This is a genomic window from Paenibacillus xerothermodurans (genome assembly GCF_002220865.2).
GTDB classification, from domain to species: Bacteria; Bacillota; Bacilli; order Paenibacillales; family NBRC-103111; genus Paenibacillus_S; species Paenibacillus_S xerothermodurans.
In genome coordinates this window covers 1-20,153 of sequence record NZ_NHRJ02000010.1, presented here as the reverse complement: position 1 = coordinate 20,153, position 20,153 = coordinate 1, and the positions used below count along the sequence as shown (strand labels likewise).

18 protein-coding genes and 2 pseudogenes are annotated in these 20,153 nt (G+C 51.9%); 15 read left to right on the top strand and 5 right to left on the bottom strand.

Features of this window, described 5'->3' with window-relative positions:
- Nucleotides 1–109: 109 nt before the first annotated feature.
- The 13 genes from CBW46_RS15115 to arfA all read left to right on the top strand — a co-directional run bounded on the left by CBW46_RS15115 (nucleotide 110) and on the right by arfA (nucleotide 15,477).
- Nucleotides 110–1,276, top strand: coding sequence for a Gfo/Idh/MocA family protein (locus tag CBW46_RS15115; protein ID WP_089200833.1), 1,167 nt, complete (start codon nucleotides 110–112; stop codon nucleotides 1,274–1,276).
- Between the two features lie 20 nt (nucleotides 1,277–1,296).
- Complete coding sequence (locus tag CBW46_RS15110; protein WP_089200832.1) at nucleotides 1,297–1,983, top strand: GntR family transcriptional regulator; 687 nt, start codon at nucleotides 1,297–1,299, stop codon at nucleotides 1,981–1,983.
- Between the two features lie 36 nt (nucleotides 1,984–2,019).
- Entirely contained in the window at nucleotides 2,020–3,096 is a 1,077-nt protein-coding gene (uxuA, locus tag CBW46_RS15105) for a mannonate dehydratase (RefSeq protein ID WP_089200831.1), read from the top strand.
- Nucleotides 3,093–3,941, top strand: a complete 849-nt coding sequence (locus CBW46_RS15100; protein WP_089200830.1) for an SDR family oxidoreductase — start codon at nucleotides 3,093–3,095, stop codon at nucleotides 3,939–3,941. Before uxuA ends, CBW46_RS15100 begins: the two co-directional genes overlap by 4 nt.
- Nucleotides 3,942–4,104: 163 nt before the next feature.
- Nucleotides 4,105–5,274: a sn-glycerol-1-phosphate dehydrogenase gene (locus tag CBW46_RS15095; RefSeq protein ID WP_089200829.1), complete on the top strand. Its 1,170-nt coding sequence runs from the start codon at nucleotides 4,105–4,107 to the stop codon at nucleotides 5,272–5,274.
- Between the two features lie 249 nt (nucleotides 5,275–5,523).
- A complete protein-coding gene (locus CBW46_RS15090) occupies nucleotides 5,524–6,609 on the top strand; it encodes a GntR family transcriptional regulator (protein ID WP_089200828.1) in 1,086 nt (361 codons plus the stop codon).
- Nucleotides 6,610–6,784: 175 nt separating this feature from the next.
- The gene (gene araD / locus CBW46_RS15085; protein WP_089200827.1) at nucleotides 6,785–7,480 is read left to right on the top strand and encodes an L-ribulose-5-phosphate 4-epimerase; all 696 of its coding nucleotides are present in this window, start codon (nucleotides 6,785–6,787) and stop codon (nucleotides 7,478–7,480) included.
- An 18-nt stretch (nucleotides 7,481–7,498) separates the two neighbouring features.
- Nucleotides 7,499–9,175: a ribulokinase gene (locus tag CBW46_RS15080; protein WP_424446529.1), complete on the top strand. Its 1,677-nt coding sequence runs from the start codon at nucleotides 7,499–7,501 to the stop codon at nucleotides 9,173–9,175.
- A 26-nt stretch (nucleotides 9,176–9,201) separates the two neighbouring features.
- A complete protein-coding gene (araA, locus tag CBW46_RS15075) occupies nucleotides 9,202–10,692 on the top strand; it encodes an L-arabinose isomerase (RefSeq protein ID WP_089200825.1) in 1,491 nt (496 codons plus the stop codon).
- 105 nt (nucleotides 10,693–10,797) lie between these two features.
- Nucleotides 10,798–12,126, top strand: a complete 1,329-nt coding sequence (locus CBW46_RS15070) for an ABC transporter substrate-binding protein (RefSeq protein WP_089200824.1) — start codon at nucleotides 10,798–10,800, stop codon at nucleotides 12,124–12,126.
- 43 nt (nucleotides 12,127–12,169) lie between these two features.
- A complete protein-coding gene (locus tag CBW46_RS15065) occupies nucleotides 12,170–13,078 on the top strand; it encodes a carbohydrate ABC transporter permease (protein WP_089200901.1) in 909 nt (302 codons plus the stop codon).
- A 4-nt stretch (nucleotides 13,079–13,082) separates the two neighbouring features.
- Nucleotides 13,083–13,922 carry a carbohydrate ABC transporter permease gene (locus CBW46_RS15060; protein WP_089200823.1) on the top strand — a complete coding sequence of 280 codons (840 nt, stop codon included), beginning with the start codon at nucleotides 13,083–13,085 and terminating at the stop codon, nucleotides 13,920–13,922.
- A 43-nt stretch (nucleotides 13,923–13,965) separates the two neighbouring features.
- The gene (gene arfA, locus CBW46_RS15055) at nucleotides 13,966–15,477 is read left to right on the top strand and encodes an arabinosylfuranosidase ArfA (RefSeq protein WP_243633333.1); all 1,512 of its coding nucleotides are present in this window, start codon (nucleotides 13,966–13,968) and stop codon (nucleotides 15,475–15,477) included.
- 36 nt (nucleotides 15,478–15,513) lie between these two features.
- Here the strand turns inward: arfA and CBW46_RS21900 are convergent.
- The 5 genes and pseudogenes from CBW46_RS21900 to CBW46_RS21880 all read right to left on the bottom strand — a co-directional run.
- Nucleotides 15,514–15,889, bottom strand: a pseudogene (locus tag CBW46_RS21900) (IS110 family transposase); the annotation flags it as partial.
- A gap of 287 nt (nucleotides 15,890–16,176) precedes the next feature.
- Nucleotides 16,177–16,491: a hypothetical protein gene (locus CBW46_RS21895; protein WP_243633332.1), complete on the bottom strand. Its 315-nt coding sequence runs from the start codon at nucleotides 16,489–16,491 to the stop codon at nucleotides 16,177–16,179.
- 111 nt (nucleotides 16,492–16,602) lie between these two features.
- The gene (locus CBW46_RS21890) at nucleotides 16,603–17,004 is read right to left on the bottom strand and encodes an ATP-binding protein (protein WP_243633339.1); all 402 of its coding nucleotides are present in this window, start codon (nucleotides 17,002–17,004) and stop codon (nucleotides 16,603–16,605) included.
- A gap of 243 nt (nucleotides 17,005–17,247) precedes the next feature.
- A pseudogene (locus CBW46_RS21885) lies at nucleotides 17,248–17,352 on the bottom strand (Mu transposase C-terminal domain-containing protein); the annotation flags it as partial.
- Nucleotides 17,353–17,544: 192 nt separating this feature from the next.
- Nucleotides 17,545–18,375, bottom strand: a complete 831-nt coding sequence (locus CBW46_RS21880) for a DDE-type integrase/transposase/recombinase (protein ID WP_243633331.1) — start codon at nucleotides 18,373–18,375, stop codon at nucleotides 17,545–17,547.
- A 387-nt stretch (nucleotides 18,376–18,762) separates the two neighbouring features.
- Here CBW46_RS21880 and CBW46_RS21380 point away from each other — a divergent pair, with 387 nt between their 5' ends.
- Together CBW46_RS21380 and CBW46_RS15025 are read left to right on the top strand one after the other, a co-directional pair.
- Nucleotides 18,763–19,203 carry a hypothetical protein gene (locus tag CBW46_RS21380; RefSeq protein ID WP_089200822.1) on the top strand — a complete coding sequence of 147 codons (441 nt, stop codon included), beginning with the start codon at nucleotides 18,763–18,765 and terminating at the stop codon, nucleotides 19,201–19,203.
- Nucleotides 19,204–19,886: 683 nt separating this feature from the next.
- A partial coding sequence (locus CBW46_RS15025) for a transposase (protein ID WP_207802296.1) occupies nucleotides 19,887–20,153 on the top strand: 267 nt, incomplete at its 3' end.

The following is a 20,153-nucleotide window of genomic DNA, read 5'->3' as shown; positions in this document are numbered from 1 at the left end:
TTGAGTTCTAACTATAGGCTAGTTATAATACAAATAAATCAGTCTAGTATTATCAGTCATACTAGTATCACGTGTGCGGTTTTACAAACCACAAAGGGAGGCGGATTCTATGATTAAAGTAGCGGTGGTGGGTACAGGCGGTATTTCACAAGCACATTTGGAAGCGTATTCTTTTTTTCCCGAGCGATGTAAGGTAGTTTGCATTTGTGACATTTATCCGGAGAAGGCGGCCGCGTTGAAAGAAAAATTCAAATTGGACTGCGACATTGTGGGCGAGGCGTCGGCAGTCGCAGACAGAGACGATATCGACCTGGTCTCCATCTGCACTCCCCCTTACACACACGCGGAATTGTCCATCGAATTTTTGCGCTCAGGCAAGCATGTGTTAGTGGAGAAGCCGATGGCCTCTTCTTTATCGGAATGTGATCAAATGATCGCTGCCGCTGAGCAAGCGAACAAAATACTGTCCGTCGTCGGTCAGAACCGGTTCCGGGATCCGATCATGAAATTAAAGCAGCTGCTGGATGCGGGAGCGGTGGGCAAAGTGCTTCATGCGCAGGTGGAATCCCACTGGTGGCGGGGACACGTGTATTACGATCTGTGGTGGAGAGGCACTTGGGAAAAAGAAGGCGGAGGGTGCACGTTAAACCATGCAGTTCATCATATTGACATGCTGCAATGGATGATGGGTATGCCGGACACGGTGCAGGCGGTGATGAGCAACACTGCGCACGATAACGCGGAAGTGGAGGATCTGTCGATTGCGATATTATCCTATGCAAATGGCGCTTTGGCTCAAATTACCAGCTCAGTAGTCCACCATGGGGAGGAGCAGCAGGTCATTTTTCAAGCAGAGAAGGCAAGAGTATCGGCGCCATGGAAAGTGTACGCGTCCCTGTCCAAGGAAAACGGATTCCCTGAGAGGAATGCGGTGCTGGAGGCGGAGATCGAGGCGCTGTACGGGCAACTTCCCGAAGTTCCATACAGCGGACACACGGGGCAAATCGACAACGTGTTGACGGCGGTAGAAAATGCAACGTTGAACGTGTTGGTCGATGGACATCAGGGGCGCAACACGCTGGAACTGATTACGGCTATTTACTTGGCGGCCAGCACGGGACAGAAGGTTCAACTGCCGCTGCAGCCTGACAATCCGTTTTACACACGCGAAGGAATTATGGCGAACGCGCCTCATTTTTATGAAAAGAAAAGCTCGGTGACGGGCTTTGCGAAGAACGATATCACGTTAGGCAGTGATTATACTGAGATAAGCTAGCGTACGCCCGGGAGGTTGTTATGAATAATCAACTGACAGCAATGAAAGACAAAAGGGGACTTGTTCGGGATTATGTATACGAAACCCTGAAGAAAAACATTATGGAGCTTAGACTGGAACCGGGACGCTTCATCTCTGAGAAAGAGTTAGTAGAGATGCTCTCGGTGAGCAGAACACCGATTCGCGAGGCGCTGGTGCGACTGACCCAGGAGGAGCTCATTGAAACCACTCCGCACAAAGGCTCCATCATTTCACTCATTGACTTGGAACACGCGGAGGAGTCCAGATTTTTGCGAGCCACGCTTGAATCGGCAATCGTACGTGAAGCATGTGCCAAGCTCAGCAGGGAACAGATACTGAATCTGCAAAATCTTATTGCGCTGCAGGAGCTTTGCGAGTCCGAGGGGAACTATGAGCGGCTGTTTGAGCTTGACGAACAATTCCACCAAACCATCATCGTAGGCTGCGGCAGGACGCGCACTTGGGGTTTGATTCAACAGGTGACGACGCACTACAATCGTATCCGTTTTTTGAGACTGGCGTCCAACCATGACTGGCGCGTCATACTTGCACAGCACCGCGGAATCGTGCAGGCCATTCAAGAGAACGATCCTGCTGCCGCCGAACAGGTTTTACGGGACCATTTGGACAGAGTCATTATTGAGAAAGAAGAGCTTAGACAAAAGTATCCCCGGTATTTCAAATAATTCTATGAAGCGATCCAATGGTTGGAGGCATGCTCGATGAGAATGGTATTCAGATGGTATGGAGAAGGCAACGATACGGTGACCCTGCGACAAATTAAGCAAATTCCCGGCGTGGAGGGAATTGTTTGGGCGCTGCACGACATGCCGGCAGGCGAAGCATGGCCTATGGACAAAATTTTGCAATACAAGAAGCTGTCGGAGCAGCACGGACTGCACCTGGAAGTCGTCGAAAGCGTCAATGTGCACGAAGATATCAAGCTCGGCTTTCCCACCAGAGACCGGTATATTGAGAACTATAAAAAAACGATAGAGCATCTCGCCGCAGTCGGCGTGAAGGTAATTTGCTACAACTTTATGCCGGTGTTCGATTGGATCCGGACTGAATTATTCAAAGAGCTAGAGGATGGATCAACAGCATTGTTTTATGAAAAAGCGAAGGTGGCCGACATTGATCCTATGGAGCTGGTTGTTAAAATCAATGCAAATCCTGAGTTGTCGATGGCGGGCTGGGAACCGGAGAGGCTCATCAATCTCACTTCGCTGTTTGAAGCGTATCAGCATGTCACGGACGAGAACCTGTGGGATAATCTGCAATACTTTCTGGAACAGATCATTCCCGCAGCGGAGGCGAACGACATCAAAATGGCGATACACCCCGATGACCCGCCATGGCCGATCTTCGGACTTCCGAGAATCATCACATGTCAAGATAACATCCGCCGGCTGCTGAAGCTGGTGGATAATCCGTACAATGGCGTCACTCTCTGCAGCGGCTCTTTGGGTGCCCATCCGGACAATGACATCGCCGGTATGGTTAGGGAATTTGCGGACCGGATTCCGTTCGCGCATATCCGCAATGTGAGAGTGTATGAGAACGGAGATTTCATCGAGACTTCGCATAAAACGAGCGACGGCACCGTGGATATATGCGGAATCGTGAAGGCGTATCATGACAGCGGCTTCCAGGGCTACGCAAGACCTGATCACGGCAGACATATCTGGGATGAGCAGTGCAGGGCGGGCTACGGGCTGTACGATCGCGCACTGGGCATTATGTATCTGTGGGGTATCTGGGACTCGTTGGAACGAATGAAGCGGGAGGCGTCCATATGATTGCCATTAATCATAATCTGAGGGGTAAAGTCGCCGTCATCACCGGCGGCAGCGGGGTTCTATGTTCCGCGATGGCCAAGGAGCTGGCCAGACATGGTGTGATACTCGCAATTCTCAACCGGACAGCGGAAAAAGGTGAGCAAGTGGCCGAGGAAATACGAAGCGGGGGCGGCCGAGCAATAGCGGTGGCGTGTGATGTTTTGCATGAAGCGAGCGTGAGGTCGGGCGGGGAGACGGTAATGGAGCAGCTCGGCCCATGCGACATCCTGATCAATGGCGCCGGCGGCAACCATCCGCAGGGGATTACAACTAACGAGACGTTTCTGCCCGGGGATTTAGGCAATAAGGAAATTACAACATTTTTCGACTTAAGCGCGGCAGGCATCTCTCATGTGTTCAACCTGAATTTTCTCGGCACGGTTGTACCGACGCAAGTGTTTGCCCGGCATATGGTGCACAAACGGGGAGCTGTCGTAATCAACATGTCATCTATGAGCGCTCCGAGCCCGATGACGAAAGTGCCCGCCTACAGCGCGGCGAGAGCCGCTGTCGAGAACTTCACGCAGTGGTTGGCCGTACACATGGCCGAGGCAGGTATTAGGGTCAATGCCATTGCGCCCGGTTTTTTCTTGACGGAACAAAACAGGCGGCTGTTAACGAATGAAGACGGTTCTCTGACAGCCAGATCCAACAAGATATTAAACCACACGCCCATGCGCAGATTTGGAACTCCCGATGATCTATTAGGCACTTTGATCTGGTTGGCTGATGAGAACATGTCCGGATTTGTGACCGGAATCACCGTGCCGGTAGATGGCGGTTTCATGGCGTATTCAGGAGTTTAAGCGGTTTGGTGGCCATAAGCAGGAGGGTTTGCGGGTGAAATCACACGCAGCCGGTAATATCGAGTGGCGGAATGCATTGGGTAAGCGCTTTTAGTTTGCTATACTGAATATATGTGCAGACGGGCACGAGCACCAACATTCCACTACGAAAAGAGGAAATGTTATGACAGACATACTGGCAAAGGTGAAACAAGCCGCAATGCAGATGGACGGAAATGGCAAGCATGCCGCAGATATCGGACCCGTGATTGTCGACGCCGGCGCTATTCACCAGGTAGCTCCTTTTATTAAGGACCGTTCCTTCGGAAGAGTGGTGGTTGCCGCTGACACGAATACATATGCAGCAGCGGGCGGCAGCCTGACAGAGTCGTTGGCGGCAGCTGGGATTAACGTCAGCGTGACGATCATCCTCCCGGACAGTCAGGGTGATGTCATCGCAGATGAAACGGCACTCATCCAACTTATATTGGATTTGAAATCATACTCAGCGGACGTCGTCGTCGCGCTGGGGTCAGGCACGCTGCATGATATTACCCGTTTCGCCGCATACTCGCTCGGAATTCCGTTCGTCTCCGTGCCTACCGCTCCATCCGTGGACGGTTTCAATTCGAAGGGTGCGCCTCTTATTTTACGGGGAGAAAAGAAAACGATTACGGCGATTGGCCCGGCAGCGATTTTTGCTGACCTCCACATACTCAAAAAAGCACCTGCGCCGTTGGTCGGGGCGGGCTTCGGCGATATGATCGGCAAATACACCTCACTGTTCGATTGGAGCTTCGGCAGCATTGCGGGCGGAGAACCGTACTCCGACGTTGCGGCGGAAATGACGCGGAATGCGCTGCACCGGTGCGTCGATCATGCGGATGAGATCGCGGCACGCAGCCAGGAAGGCGTCCGGCTGTTGACGGAGGCTTTGCTGGAGTCGGGATTTGCCATGCTGCTGTTCGGGCAATCCCATCCGGCCTCAGGCGCTGAACATCATGTGTCGCATTATTGGGAGATGGAGTGCTTGCGGCTGGGAAGACGGCAGCTTCTGCATGGCGCCAAGGTCGGTGTGGCGTGCGCGGAGATTGCGGAACTGTATCACCGGCTAGCTGATGAGCGGCTGCTGCCCGTGTCAGCCGATCATGAAGTGGTCGCTGCGGAAATCCGTGCGATACCGGACGGAGAGTCCATCCGTCAGCTGCTGCGGACAGTTGGCGGCCCGGCGACAGCGGAGGAGCTTGGCATCAACGATGAGTTGCTGGAGCGGAGTATTCGGGAAGCGCATCATGTGCGGCCGAACCGTTACACGCTGCTGCGAGCGTATCAAGTGGCACGCGGGGCAAAATGAGTGAGAGTTGCACTCGGTGTCGATGGTGCTGCAGCGTTATAGCGGCGGGAACATGATACACATTCCTACCCGGTATCGGCGTGTGGATGCAGCCACTGTTTCGGTATTGTATTGCATAACGGTTGTACCCTGTCCACACCCCTGTGAGCGGTCAAATCCGGATTCTTCACAGCACAAGAAGTTTTATGATGTACATACAACTTCGCTGTGATATACTTTCTTTTACAACAGACAAACTTGGGGTGTGAAATGACAGACAAGCGAATGCCGAAGTATCAGCTGGTAAAGCAAGAAATTATGGCCTGGCTCCAATCGGGGAAGCTTAAGCCCAATGATCAAATGCCGACGGAGCATGAGATTGCAGACCGGTTTCAGGTGAGCAGGCAGACTGTCAGGCAGACGCTCGGTGAGCTGGAACAGGAAGGTTGGTTGTATCGCCTGCAAGGGAAAGGGACGTTTGTGTCGATGCCAAGAGGCGCCGCCGTACAAGAAGTGCAGACCATCGGGATGATCACCACTCACATATCGGATTATATATTTCCCCATATTGTGCGCGGGGCGGAATCGACGCTGCGCAGCAGAGGGTACGGCTTATTACTGTCGAGCACAGACAACAGCAAGGAAAAAGAAAAGGAAAGCTTGATGATGATGCTGGGGAAACCGTTGAACGGACTTATCATGGAGCCGACTAAGAGCGCCCGGGGAAATCCGAACCTGGAGCACTTTCTGGCGATGCAGCACCGTAATATCCCGCTGGTCATGATTAATGCGCGCTATCCCGAAATGAGCTGCCCCTGTGTGAAGGTAGATGATGAATCCGGCGCTTTCAAAGCTGCAGAGCACTTGATTGGCATGGGCCATACCCGCATTGCGGGCTTTTTTAAGATTGACGATCTGCAAGGCGTGAACCGGCTGAAAGGTTTTATGCGTGCTCATCAGCAGTACGGCATACCGCTTTCGCCGGGTTCCGTTGTCACCTATGAGACGGATGATAAAAACGCGAAGCCCTTTCAAGCTGCGCTCGCAATGTTGGATAGGAGTGGCCGTCCGACGGCGTTCGTCTGTTATAACGACGAGCTGGCGGTGCATCTGCTGGGTGCGGTGAGACAGGTCGGCCTGACGATTCCGGGCGATCTGTCCATGGTCGGTTTTGACGACGCCACATTGGCTACGGCGACTGAAGTACAGCTGACCACGCTTACCCATCCGAAAGCGGAAATGGGCACGAAGGCTGTGGAAGTGTTGCTGTCCATGATCGACGGGCGAACGCTGGCAGGAGAAGATATCGTGTTCGAGCCCGAGCTGGTTGTGCGTGATTCGGTTCGGAGAATATAGGAGCAGAGAAGTGCCACTGAGAATTGGGCTTATAAAATTTTACATGTTCTCCCGGGGTAAACCTGTACACTTGTATGTACAGGTTTATTTTGTGTTAAAAAGTTGTGGCAATATTGTACGTACAAATGTATAATGGGGTAGAACTTATTTTTGACATGGGAGGGGGATATTACCTTTGTTGGAGCAGCTGAAGCAAGAGGTGTTAGAGGCTAATTTGGATCTCCCCAAATTCAAAATGATAACGTTTACATGGGGAAACGTCAGCGGTATCGACCGCGAGGCTGGCTTGATTGTTATCAAACCCAGCGGCGTACCGTATGAAGAGCTGCGCCGGGACGACATGGTGGTGGTGGATGTCGAAGGCAACGTAGTGGAAGGACGTCTCAGGCCGTCATCGGATACGCCTACACATCTGGTGTTGTATAAATCGTTCCCGAAAATCGGCGGCATCGTCCACACGCACTCACCCTGGGCGACAAGCTGGGCGCAGGCAGGCAGATGCATTCCGGCACTCGGCACGACACATGCGGACTACTTTTATGGTGAACTGCCGTGCACGCGAAAGATGACGGAGGAGGAGATTAACGGAGCTTATGAAGTGGAGACAGGCAATGTGATCGTGGAGACGTTTCAAGGCATCGATCCGATGCAGGTCCCGGGAGTACTCGTGCACTGCCACGCGCCTTTTGCTTGGGGGAAAGACGCTCATGATGCGGTACATAACGCGGTGGTGTTGGAAGAGGTGGCTAAGCTGGCACTGCAGACCTATACGCTGAACACCAATGTCGCGGCGATGGAGCAGTGCTTGCTGGATCGCCATTTTTTGAGAAAGCATGGCGCGAACGCGTATTACGGTCAAACGCAAAATTGACGAAGGGAAGTGGCTCTCGTGACAAAGTATGCGATTGGCGTGGATTACGGCACGCAATCCGGCCGGGCTGTGCTCGTTAACCTCTCGGATGGCACCGAGTTGGCTGATCATGTGACGCCGTATCCGCACGGCGTAATTGATGAGGCGCTGCCCGAGGGAGACATTAAGCTCGAGCATGATTGGGCGCTGCAGCATCCTGGGGATTACATCGACGTGCTGCGCCGCTCCGTGCCGGAAGTCATCCGAATGGCTGGAGTGGATCCTGCAGACGTGATCGGCGTGGGCATCGATTTTACGGCTTGCACGATGCTGCCGGTGGACGATGCAGGTGTGCCGCTGTGTATGATTGCAGAGCACCGCAATAATCCACACAGTTGGGTAAAGCTGTGGAAGCATCATGCAGCCCAGGATGAGGCGAATTTGATTAATGACATAGCCGAGGCGCGTGGAGAGAAATTTCTGCCCAGATATGGCGGGAAAATTTCATCCGAGTGGATGATTGCGAAGATATGGCAAATATTGAACGAGGCTCCTGCTATTTATGATGCGACGGACCTTTTTCTTGAGGCCACCGACTGGGTCATTTCCCGGATGACAGGCAGTACCGTCCGCAACAGCTGCACTGCGGGATATAAGGCGATATGGCATAAAAGCGAGGGCTATCCGGGCCGGGACTTTTTCAAGGCGCTGGACGCCCGACTGGAAAACTTAACGGAGACGAAACTGCGTGGGGCCATAGTTCCGCTCGGGACCAAAGCCGGTGAACTTACTGCGGAGATGGCCGCTATGATGGGTTTAAAACCGGGGACCGCTGTGGCGGTGGGCAATGTCGACGCCCACGCGGCGGTACCTGCAGTAGGCGTTGTCACGCCCGGTAAGATGGTCATGGCGATGGGCACATCAATCTGCCACATGCTGCTCGGCACGGAGGAAAAGCCCGTGGAAGGAATGTGCGGCGTAGTGGAAGACGGGATCATTCCAGGGTATTACGGCTATGAGGCCGGCCAGTCTGCGGTGGGCGACATTTTTGAGTGGTATGTGGAACAAGCGGTTCCCGCGTATGTTAAAGAAGCGGCGGAAATCGCGAAGCTAAGCGTCCACGAATGGCTGGAACAGCGCGCCTCGGCGTATAAGCCGGGGGAGACCGGTTTGCTTGCGCTCGACTGGTGGAACGGCAACCGTTCTGTCCTGGTCGACACGGATTTGACAGGGCTGTTGGTCGGATGCACCTTGTTGACAAAGCCCGAGGAGATTTACCGCGCACTGCTTGAAGCCACTGCTTTCGGCACACGAAAGATTGTGGATGCATTGCATTCAAACGGTGTCGAGGTGGGCGAGCTGTACGCGTGTGGCGGACTTCCGCAGAAAAATCGTCTGCTGATGCAGATCTACGCGGATGTTACCAATCGGGAGATCAAAGTTGCGGCATCAAAGCAAACGCCGGCGCTAGGGGCGGCGATGTTTGCTGCGGTTGCAGCAGGCGCTGACAACGGCGGCTACGACTCCATCGTCGAAGCGGCGCAGCACATGGCTCGCGTACGAGAGGAAACGTACAAACCAATCGCAGAGAATGTAGCAATCTATGAGAAGTTGTATCAGGAATACGCTGCGCTGCATGATTATTTTGGCCGGGGTCAGAATGATGTGATGAAACGTCTGAAAGCCATCAAGGAAAACGGTGTCACACAGGGTTAAATTTTTTTCTAAGGAGGAATCATTTAATGCTAAAGATGAAATCGTATACATTTTGGTTTGTCACGGGCAGTCAGCATTTGTACGGTCCTGAGACGCTCGAACAGGTGGAGCAGCATTCGCGTGAGATCACGCAAGGCTTGGACCGCGACGACGCGATTCCGTTCAAGCTATCGTTTAAGCCGGTGCTCACTACGTCGGACGCCATTCGGCGGCTGGTGCTGGATGCAAATGCCGATGACGAGTGTGCGGGCATCATCACATGGATGCATACATTCTCGCCGGCGAAAATGTGGATAGAAGGTTTGTCCAGGCTGCAAAAGCCGCTGCTGCATTTGGCCACGCAATACAACCGAGATATCCCATGGGATACGATAGATATGGATTTCATGAATTTGAATCAGGCCGCTCACGGAGACCGCGAATACGGTTTTATCGGCGCCCGCATGGGGATATCCCGCAAAGTTGTGGCAGGTTATTGGGAGGACGCCGCAGTTCGCCGTCGTATGGGAGAATGGATGCGCACCGCAGCGGCATTCGCGGAAAGCCGGAATTTGAAGGTCGCCCGGTTTGGCGACAATATGCGGCAGGTGGCGGTTACAGAGGGTGACAAGGTAGAAGCACAGATCAAATTCGGCTGGTCTGTCAGCGGGTATGGCGTTGGAGACCTGGTGGAGCGTGTGAATAGTGTCACCGGCCAGGAGCTGAACCGGCTAATGGAGGAGTACTCCGAACGGTACGAAATTACCGCGCAGGGGCGGCAGGACGGTACAGTGCGCGAGTCGATCGGTTACCAGGCACGTTTGGAGCTGGGCTTGAAATCATTTTTGGAGGAGGGTGGATTCGGGGGTTTTACCACCACTTTCGAAGATTTGCATGGCTTGAAGCAGCTGCCAGGGTTGGCTGTGCAGAGGCTGATGGAGCAAGGCTACGGCTTTGGAGGTGAGGGGGATTGGAAGACGGCCGCCTTGGTGCGATTAATGAAAATTATCGCCGGCAATGTGGGGACCTCGTTCATGGAGGACTATACCTACCATCTCGATCCACAGAATGAACTGGTGTTAGGCGCGCACATGCTGGAGATTTGCCCAACCATCGCCGCGGATAAACCGAGACTTGAAGTGCATCCGCTAGGCATCGGAGGCAAGGACGATCCCGCACGCATGGTATTCAACGGGAGATCCGGCGCGGCCGTTAACGCAACGATTGTGGATATGGGCACCAGATTCCGTCTGTTGGTGAACGAAGTGGACGCCATACAGCTTGAGCATGCGATGCCGAACCTGCCGGTAGCCCGTGTACTATGGAAAGTGCAGCCGAATCTTAAGGATGGCGTCGAATCCTGGATTCTGGCCGGCGGCGCGCACCATACCGGTTTTTCTTATGTAGTGACCGCCGAGCATTTGACTGATTTCGCGGAAATGACCGGGATGGAATGTATGATCATCAACAAAGACACCAAGCCGTTGGCGTTTCGTAATGAGCTCAGATTGAACGACATGGCCTGGCGGCTTGGGTAGGCTGCTGCGTATGCCGGATAGGGGAGTTAGCACACAACGTCAGTATGCGAGCCTGGGGAACCAGGTTCAGTATAAATCATGTGCTCAGAGAAAGGGGACAAGCGAATGCCAAAAGTGAAAGGTGCTTTGCTGCTAACCATGAGTTCCATTCTGGCGGCCACAGTTGTTTTAACGGGCTGCAGCGATTCAGAGGGCTCCGCACAAGACGGGACATCACCGCAAACCGGGGCGGCGGGGGAGACGACGCTCACGTTCTGGACGTTTAATGCAATTCATCAGAAGTTCTATGAGGATGCGGCCAAACGGTGGAATGAGGCGAACCCGAACAAAAAGGTCATTCTGAAAGCCACTACTTATCCGTTTGACGACATGCACAACAAGCTGCTCCTTTCGTTACAATCTGGCGTAGGCGCCCCGGACATCGCCGACATTGAAATCGGCAAATTCAGCAATTACCTGAAGGGTAACAAGCCGCCTCTCGCGGAGCTGAACGATATTGTCGACCCGGTGAAAGCGAACATGGTGCAGTCGAGGTTGGATATTTACAGCAAGAATGATAAGGTATACGGCTTGCCGACGCACGTTGGAGCCGAAGTGATGTACTACAACAAGGAGATCATGGACCAAGCGGGAGTCAACGTAGACGATATAAAAACGTGGGACGACTATTTCGAAGCGGGCAAAAAGGTGCTGGCTGCCACAGGCAAACCAATTACAACGGTGGAAAGCAGAGACCCGTTCTCTTTTACCCCGTTTATATTGCAGCAGGGCTCGGATTATTTTGATAAAGACGGTCAAGTGATCTTGGACAACGAGATAAACATCAAAACATTGCAGTTCATGCGAAACATGCTGGATGAGAAAATCGCAATAGTCGCCCCAGGAGGCGATCACCACGCTGAGGAATATTACGGTTTCATGAACACGGGCGGTGCCGCATCCTTGGCGATGCCGGTTTGGTACATGGGCAGGTTTACACAATACATGCCGGACTTGAAAGGCAAAATGGTCATTCGTCCGCTGCCTGCGTGGACTGAGGGTGGCAAACGATCCTCCGGCATGGGCGGTACAGGCACTGTTGTCACAGCACAATCCAAGCACGTAGCGCTGGCGAAAGAATTCCTCGCCCATGTCAAGCTGTCGGAGGAAGGCAACAAACGGATTTGGACCGATCTCGGATTTGATCCGCCGCGGTGGGACGTGTGGACTGCTCCGGAAATGAAATCGGATAATCAATTCACCGCATATTTCGGCAACGGTATTTTCGATGTGCTGCTGCAAATTAAGGATGAGATCGATTCACCGCGTATGCACGAGAAAACTCCGCTGGCGGTTGATCTTCTGAAAAAGAACGTGATGTTCAAAGTGCTGGAAGAAAAGAGCGCGACTCCTGAGCAGGCTCTGAAAGAAGCGGCGGACGAATTGAGAAGATAGGGGGGAGACGATGAACAATAGCGGTTTGCAGCAGGAACAGACAATGACCGCAGGCAGAAGAAAGCTGTCAGGGGGTGCGCTGCATTCCCGGAAAGTGGCGCCTTATGTGTTTGTTTCACCTTTTATCATTACTTTTTTAATGTTCCAAATGTATCCGATTATCAGCTCGTTCATCATGAGCTTCCAAGAGATCGTACCGGGCGATACGAAATTCATTGGTGTACAAAACTACAGTAAACTCGTACAGGACCAGCACTTTTACACTGCCGTTTGGAACAGCATGCGGTATACATTTTGGACACTACTCATTCTGTTACCGGTGCCGTTGGTGCTCGCGGTGTTTCTGAACTCGACCAAGATGGTGGCCAAAAACTTTTTCCGCTCCACACTGTTCATCCCGGCGCTTACCTCTATTGTTGTGGGTGGTGCGATTTTCAGACTCATTTTTGGAGAACTGGAAAATGCCCCGATGAACGTCCTGCTTTCCTTGTTCGGATATGAGCCGGTGAAGTGGACATCCGGTGCGGGGACAGGTATGTTCCTGATGGTTGCTTTAGCGTCGTGGCGTTGGATGGGCGTGAACATCATCTACTTTTTGTCCGGGCTGCAAAGCATCCCGAATGAGCTGTATGAAGCAGCGGATATGGACGGCGCCAATGCATTTACGAAGTTTTTCAACATTACGATTCCATTGTTGAAACCGGTTACTGTATACGTGTTGACCATCAGTATTTTCGGCGGCTTTCATATGTTTACCGAAAGCTACGTGTTCTGGGGGACGAAGTCGCCGTCAGATATCGGTTTAACGATTGTCGGCTACCTGTATCAGCAAAGCTTCGAGTTTTTCGATATGGGATACGGCTCGGCGATCGGCGTGGCCTTCCTCGTTCTGGTGCTGGCTATCAACCTCCTGCAGCTGTTTGTTTCCGGACAGTTCAGAAAGGAGGCGTAGCCTGATGAAGAGCACGACAGCAATACAACGGGGTTTATTGCTCCTTTTGTTTGTGATATTGGGCGCGGTCGCTTTGTTCCCTTTTTACGCATTATTGTTGGCTTCGTTTAAGGAACCGACAGAGCTGCTGCGCTATGGCCTAAATGTAAAACTGCAGCCTGAAATACTTAATTTAAAGAATTACACGTATCTATTCAGTGGGGAAGGAAAAATTTATTTCACCTGGTACAAAAATAGCATCATGATCACCGTGGCATCCACTCTGCTTACCTTGTTGTTTTCGTCCTTGGTGGGATACGGCTTGGCGGTGTACCAATTCAAGGGCAGGAATCTGATTTTCATACTCGTCCTGCTGGTCATGATGGTTCCCGTCGAGGTGATCATGCTGCCGTTATACAAAATGTCCATCACGTTGAAACTCATCGATTCATATTGGGGCGTGATCATTCCGTTCATCGTTTCGCCGTTTGCCGTCTTTTTCTTCAGGCAGTTTGCCACAGGCATTCCGAAGGACTACCTCGATGCGGGCAGGATTGACGGTTGCACGGAATACGGCATTTTCTTCAGGATCATGGCCCCTCTGATGGCGCCGGCGTTCGGGGCGATGGCCATTTTGCAGGCATTGGGCAGCTGGAACAACTTTATCTGGCCGTTGATCGTGCTGCGAACCGACACCAAGCTGACGCTCCCGATCGGCCTTTCATCCATGCTCACGCCTTACGGGAACAACTACAGCATTCTTTTGTCGGGCAGTATTCTATCCGTCCTTCCGATTCTAATTTTGTTTATCATTTTCCAACGCTCCTTCATCTCGGGCCTCACGGTGGGCGGGGTTAAAGGCTAGTGTTGAAATATCCTTATATTATGAGAGTGAGGTAATCAGACGCATGAGTAACCACAGAAAAGCGACTATGATCTTGGACAAGGATTTTAAAGTTTCGGAAATTGACAACCGCATCTATGGGTCGTTTATCGAACATCTCGGCCGTGCTGTGTATGAAGGCATCTACGAGCCGGGCCATCCGCTTGCCGATGAACAAGGATTCCGCAAGGATGTCATCGGCTTGGTGAAAGAGTTGAACGTGCCGCTCGTGCGTTATCCTGGAGGTAATTTTGTGTCCGGGTACAACTGGGAGGATGGCGTGGGCCCTGTGGGCGAGCGGCCTCGGCGCCTGGAACTCGCTTGGAGGACCATTGAAACAAACGAAGTGGGCACCAACGAGTTTGCAGACTGGGCGAAAAAAGTAAATTCCGAGGTCAACATGGCCGTGAACCTCGGCACACGGGGGATCGATGCCGCCAGAAACCTGGTGGAATATTGCAACCATCCGGCAGGCACTTATTGGAGCGATCTTCGCGTGTCCCACGGGTATAAAGCGCCGCACAAGTTCAAAACGTGGTGCCTCGGGAACGAGATGGACGGTCCTTGGCAAATCGGGCATAAAACGGCCGCGGAATACGGCCGCATCGCGACAGAAGCCGCGAAAGTGATGAAATGGGTAGATCCAACGATCGAGCTCGTTGCCTGCGGCAGCTCCAACAGTGCCATGCCGACATTCGCAGATTGGGAAGCAACTGTGCTCGACCACACTTACGATCATGTGGAGTACATCTCTTTACACCAGTACTACGGCAACAAAGAGGACGATACAGCCAACTTCGTTGCCCGCTCGCTGGACATGGACGCATTCATCCGTTCCGTCACAGCGATCTGCGATTATATCAAGGCGAAGAAGCACAGTAAAAAAACGATCAATCTATCGTTCGACGAATGGAACGTTTGGTACCACTCGAGGGATGCCGACAGCAAAAGAGATCCTTGGCAGATTGCACCTCCGCAGCTCGAAGACATTTATACTCACGAGGACGCTATACTGGTGGGCTGCATGCTTATCACAATGCTGAGACATTCGGACCGTGTAAAAATTGCGTGTTTGGCCCAGCTTGTCAACGTCATTGCGCCGATTATGACGGAGAAGGGCGGGGCGGCGTGGAAGCAAACCATTTTCTACCCATACATGCATGCGTCCGCTTATGGTCGCGGTGTGGCTCTTAATCCGATTATTTCTTCGCCTAAGTATGACAGCAAAGACTTCACGGATGTGCCATACTTGGAATCCACAGCGGTATATAACGAGGCAGCCGATGAGTTGACCATTTTTGCAGTTAACCGTGATCTGGAAGACTCGCTATACCTGGAGTGCGATATCCGCAACTTCGACGGCTATCGTGTGGTGGAACACATCGTGTTGGAGAACGGGGATGTGAAAGCGCGAAACACCGCTGGAAACCAGGCGAGCGTGGCGCCGCATAACAACGGTAACGCTGAAGTGAAAGATGGTTTCGTGCAGTCCATGCTGCCTAAGTTCTCTTGGAACGTGATTCGATTGGCAAAGTAGGATTATATAATCGATGACTTTTTTAACAAAAACAATCAGGCGAACCATATCACGAAGCTCTCGTAAGTCCTGTGATGGAACAAAGCTCCTCTCAATCAAACCGTGGCGTAACAGCTTAGCAATCCATTCGGCATCAGATACATCCGTCTTACGACCAGGGACATTCTTGATCCGGTAAGCATTAGCCAGAGTGATGTCAAAGTATCCCTCTAAGATGTTGTAAACTGGACGCTGGTAAAATCCCAGTACTCTCCATGGCAATATGGGTAATACTTTTGGATTCCAGCCATGAAAGCAAGTCAAACAGCTGCCGTGTTGTTGTGCCGAATGTTTTGACTTCGGACTGTGTCTTAGAGTGTGGAGTATCACTCACAAGCGTACAGGCCACAATAGTTTCTTGATGAACATCCATACCTGCACAATGACTAAGTAACGTTTGAAATTCTATCCCAACTCCCTCGAATAAGTGGCCGCGGTCGGTGCACAATCGATTGAATTTGAACATTTTTCTGTTCGTGGTCACCATTCAGTACGAGAGCCTTACTGTCGCTTCTCAGCTAATCTGGCGGGTGGAAAACCACCGTCAATGACGGTAGTAATGTAATGCCAACCCGCCAGAATGCAGAGAGGCGTAACGCCAATCATAGAGTGGAACAAATGCATCCCTCGGACAATCTCCGGGGATGCGTTAGCGTGACGTTATGAAGGCGACCCGGCAATGCCCCGTTGTCGGTCCATATCTGCCAGAACTCGGGCGATGTGGCTTTCCTCAATCACTTCCAAGTCTTTGTTTACGACATCGAGAAGCGTTTGGGCGCGAACCTGGTTCGTCACCCGCGGGAGCCCCTGGCTTGCCGCGAAAACCCGTTGCAGATCGCCTTCGGCAAATAGAGGCTTTTCCAGTTGTGCTACCTTCATGTGGTGCCGAATGTACCCGTAGGTTTCTTCTTTCGTCATGGCCGTTAGGTGGTATTGCATGCCAATTCTTTGGACCGTTTCTTCGTGTTTTTTCAATCGCAGGATCTTACGCAACTCCGGCTGCCCAACCAGAATCAGTGGGAATAGAGAGCAGGAATCCATGTTGTGGTTTCATGACGAAGCGCAACTCACTCAGCATGGCATCACTCATCTCATGGGCTTCATCCACCGCGACGACCAACACATGCGCTCGCCTTGTGCTGTTCTCGCCTGCAAGGCTTCCTCCCATTGTTGCCGAGCTTTCCCTACATTGTAGCAAGGCTCTACACCCATGTGGGTGAGCATGGCTCCATAGAAATCCCGCGGCTTGAGTCCCGCCTTGCAGAGATAGATGGGGGCGTAAGTCATATCATCCAAATACATAAACAATCGGCGGATCAGCGTAGATTTCCCGCCGCCTACTTCCCCGGTGAGCACACTCAGATAGCGGTTTTGAATCAGAAGGTTTAGACGTGCCAACGCCTCTTTGTAGCTGCGGGATTCAAAGCAGCAGGACGTGTCCAGTTCTTTGCTAAACGGTGGTACACCGGGGGCTGTCACTGTCGTCATGCCTTCCCACCTCCTTGAGTGGCACAGGACACCGGGTCTTGTTCTGCAAGAGCGGCTTGGCGCTTTCGCTCTGCCAATTCGAGAAATGAGAGTTGTCCATCGGGTTCCTCCACCAGATGCGCGGTTTCCGGCTTTCTTTTCGTAACGGCGGGAGAGATCGATGACGGTGGCATCGGGCCATTGCTTGTCTTGGCACCACACCTGAATACGGGAGAGATCAAACGGATCGTAGCGAAGCTGCACACGCTCCCCGCAGAGCTCCAGGTCTACCTCGTAGGCATTGCCGTCCAGACTAACGCAGCCGGTCTTGTCCACCTTTCGGGTCTCTTCCCAGAGAAAGATGTCCATCAACTCCGCCAGTGCGGCCCGGCGTGGCTTCCGGTTGCTCGATTCCGCCCGCACTTTCTGCGGTTGTTTCGTTGAACCATGCGCCCGGATGTGGTAGTACCCCTCGATCCAAGCGGCGAGGCCTTGGTTCAGTGCTTCCAGTGTCAGGATGCGCCCTTGCTCGATCTGTACGCTTCGGGTTTAAAGCTGGTGTCAATGAAAATGGAAGAAGCGTTCAATTTTACCGCGACCCTGAGGACGAAATACGGTACTGTGGGAAAGGCGGATGCCAAGCTTCCCACAAATTCGAACCAGGTGTTGGGAGGAGAAGGCGGCTCCATTATCGCAATAAAACTGCTCTGGAATGCCGTGCTTCAGAATCGCCTTCTTCAGGCTGTCCTCGATGCGCGGCAGCTTCTCATCCCAGTAAAACTGAGCGTAGGTAATAAGACGCGAAAAGTCATCCAGGATGGCAAACAGGATGGCTTTCTTCTTTTTCTTCGGGTCTGCCGGATCGGGAAGATACAGCGTGTGCTGGAAGTCAAACTGCCACAACACATGGACATCCTCCGCCTCGAAGCGTCGGAAGCCCTTGGCGGCTTGCGACTGAATCAGGTCTTTGCGACTTGCTCCTGCCTTCTTCAACTGACGAGCCAGAGTGCTTGCCGCAATTTCTGTTTGGGCAACAAGGCCACTCTCCTTGAGCATAAAGATAATTTGTTCCACACTGCGTTCCGGTCGTGCCTTCCGCAGCCGAATGACTTCTTGCAGGATCGGTGCAGGAATTCCGGTAGACGTTCGCTGCGTCCGCCCTTTTGGCTTAAGGGCCTCCCATTGTCCGCTTCGGTATTGGGACAAGTAGCGTTCGAGGGATCGGATGCTGACGCGAGTCTTCGTACTTCCGGGTATGTGATACGTTTGCTGGGCGGCCTGCTCCAAATAAGCCTTGATCTCACCGGGGGCCATCGGGGTCTGCCGACTGACAATGGGGGCGATCAGGCTATAACGAAACGCGGCCGTTTGTTCTTTTACTTGTTGTTCCATCGGTTGGGCACGCTCCTTTTTCAATGAAAGATGGGAGAAATCCCGTATCCTCATTGTGAAGGCAGGCGCTACCGTAGCTACGGACATCTTTTTTGGGATGATGTGTTCGGCACCGCCAGCTCCAATGAACGAACATGCCGATGCAGGAGATGAACGAAGAATATCGCTATACTGGCGGAGCTTTGACTTCGCCATGTCCCACAACTCAAAGAAGCCGCCCCAAAGGGATCGCTTCCGTGCTTGCTCCGACCCTAGCTCCATGTGGGGGAGAAGGGCCAGAATCCAACTCCATAGATGGGATACCGCTAGAACCAATCGCTCTCTCCAAACGGAGGTCCACCGCCAGAGGGTCTTCTAGGTGTAGGGAACGCAGGGCAGGGAATCGCTTTGGGTGGCAATCTGGGCAAGGGAATTGCCTTGATCTTGCTGGCGAATAACCTCTTCCTTCACGTCAAGAGCTACTTGGTGATGCTTCTCCACAAAGTCGGGGATCATGCCAAAGGTCCCACCGCATTCCGGCAATGGACAGTAGAATTGGTAGATGGGGATCTCCCGAGTTTCTTCCAAAGTAATAACGGTTCTGGTGAAGCTGCCATGACGGTATCGAAGCTGGTGACCTTGTCCACAGTGGGGACAACGCCGGGGTCTGTCTTGATTGGGAATGCCTACATTTACAACAGAAAAAGAGAAAACCGCTCTTCCCCCGACATGGGAATTGAGCGGCGACACCTTACAGCTTTTGTTACAGGGTCGAACCACCAAAAAAAGCCGCGTACTTGGCCCGACCGACGGTTATTACTCAGTATTGGAAGTAGAAAAGAAACGTAACATACCTAGCTTTGATGATGGGGTTGCGGCAAAAAGCCATGATTGTTTTTGTTAGTTTGAGGGTTGCTTTCTTATTTTTTAGGTGTTTTCGCGAAAGGATATTTTCAGGATAGACTCGCTTTTTGCTCCTTTCCTATCGCTTGGTTAGTCGCAACACCACGCAGGGATCCTGGCCGATCCTTACGGCTAACATAGAAAAATATGCGCTAAGCAAATGAGAGCCTAGTACGCCAATACGCCAACCAGAACATTCTGGTTGAGCTAATATACATGATGATTGCCTCTAATGCATTATGGATGGAGTTTTTGCATTTCGTATTAAGTCTTTTTGCGATCCTTAAGTCTACGCACAAAAAAGATTATTAAAAACAATATTGGAAAAAAAATAATCCCTAGAGCGGCTAGGACTAATATGTACGCAAACTTTGCGTCTTGACTTAATGCTGTATCGAAATTATGAAAACCATAAACAATAACAACGAACCAAATAATTACAAGAACGAATGCTAACTTATAGGAAATACTAATTTTAATCACCTAACCTTCAGATAAATTTATATTATAATAATATATTTGCAATGTAAAAAAAGGGGCGGTTGGCCCCGAGTCTGTAAAATATTTTGTGTAAACTCTCAMACCATACATTAAAATGGAAGAAAGGTTGGTTTGAGAGGATGGCTGAAATGGCTCGATTTAACAAAGRCCAAGTGAAGGCTTTTGTAAAAGAAAATAACTTGAAAACCATGGATGACGTACAATCGGCATTGAAGGAGCTGTTTGCYGAAACGCTRCAGTCGATGYTGGAAGCCGAACTCGATACGGAACTGGGCTATGCGAAGCACGACGTGAAGAGCAAGGCTACAACGAACAGCCGGAATGGCAAGAGCAAGAAAACCGTGACCAGCACATATGGTGAGATGGAAATTGGGGTGCCCCGTGATCGCAATGGT

Excerpts from the sequence above, each read along its gene's own strand:
- CBW46_RS15110 (WP_089200832.1), top strand. The coding sequence starts at position 1,297 with ATGAATAATCAACTGACAGCAATGAAAGACAAAAGGGGACTTGTTCGG.
- CBW46_RS15060 (WP_089200823.1), top strand. The coding sequence starts at position 13,083 with ATGAAGAGCACGACAGCAATACAACGGGGTTTATTGCTCCTTTTGTTT.
- CBW46_RS15070 (WP_089200824.1), top strand. The coding sequence starts at position 10,798 with ATGCCAAAAGTGAAAGGTGCTTTGCTGCTAACCATGAGTTCCATTCTG.
- CBW46_RS21880 (WP_243633331.1), bottom strand. The coding sequence starts at position 18,375 with ATGGAACAACAAGTAAAAGAACAAACGGCCGCGTTTCGTTATAGCCTG.
- CBW46_RS15115 (WP_089200833.1), top strand. The coding sequence starts at position 110 with ATGATTAAAGTAGCGGTGGTGGGTACAGGCGGTATTTCACAAGCACAT.
- CBW46_RS15090 (WP_089200828.1), top strand. The coding sequence starts at position 5,524 with ATGACAGACAAGCGAATGCCGAAGTATCAGCTGGTAAAGCAAGAAATT.
- arfA (WP_243633333.1), top strand. The coding sequence starts at position 13,966 with ATGAGTAACCACAGAAAAGCGACTATGATCTTGGACAAGGATTTTAAA.
- CBW46_RS15100 (WP_089200830.1), top strand. The coding sequence starts at position 3,093 with ATGATTGCCATTAATCATAATCTGAGGGGTAAAGTCGCCGTCATCACC.
- araA (WP_089200825.1), top strand. The coding sequence starts at position 9,202 with ATGCTAAAGATGAAATCGTATACATTTTGGTTTGTCACGGGCAGTCAG.
- CBW46_RS15065 (WP_089200901.1), top strand. The coding sequence starts at position 12,170 with ATGACCGCAGGCAGAAGAAAGCTGTCAGGGGGTGCGCTGCATTCCCGG.
- uxuA (WP_089200831.1), top strand. The coding sequence starts at position 2,020 with ATGAGAATGGTATTCAGATGGTATGGAGAAGGCAACGATACGGTGACC.
- CBW46_RS15095 (WP_089200829.1), top strand. The coding sequence starts at position 4,105 with ATGACAGACATACTGGCAAAGGTGAAACAAGCCGCAATGCAGATGGAC.
- CBW46_RS21890 (WP_243633339.1), bottom strand. The coding sequence starts at position 17,004 with ATGACGACAGTGACAGCCCCCGGTGTACCACCGTTTAGCAAAGAACTG.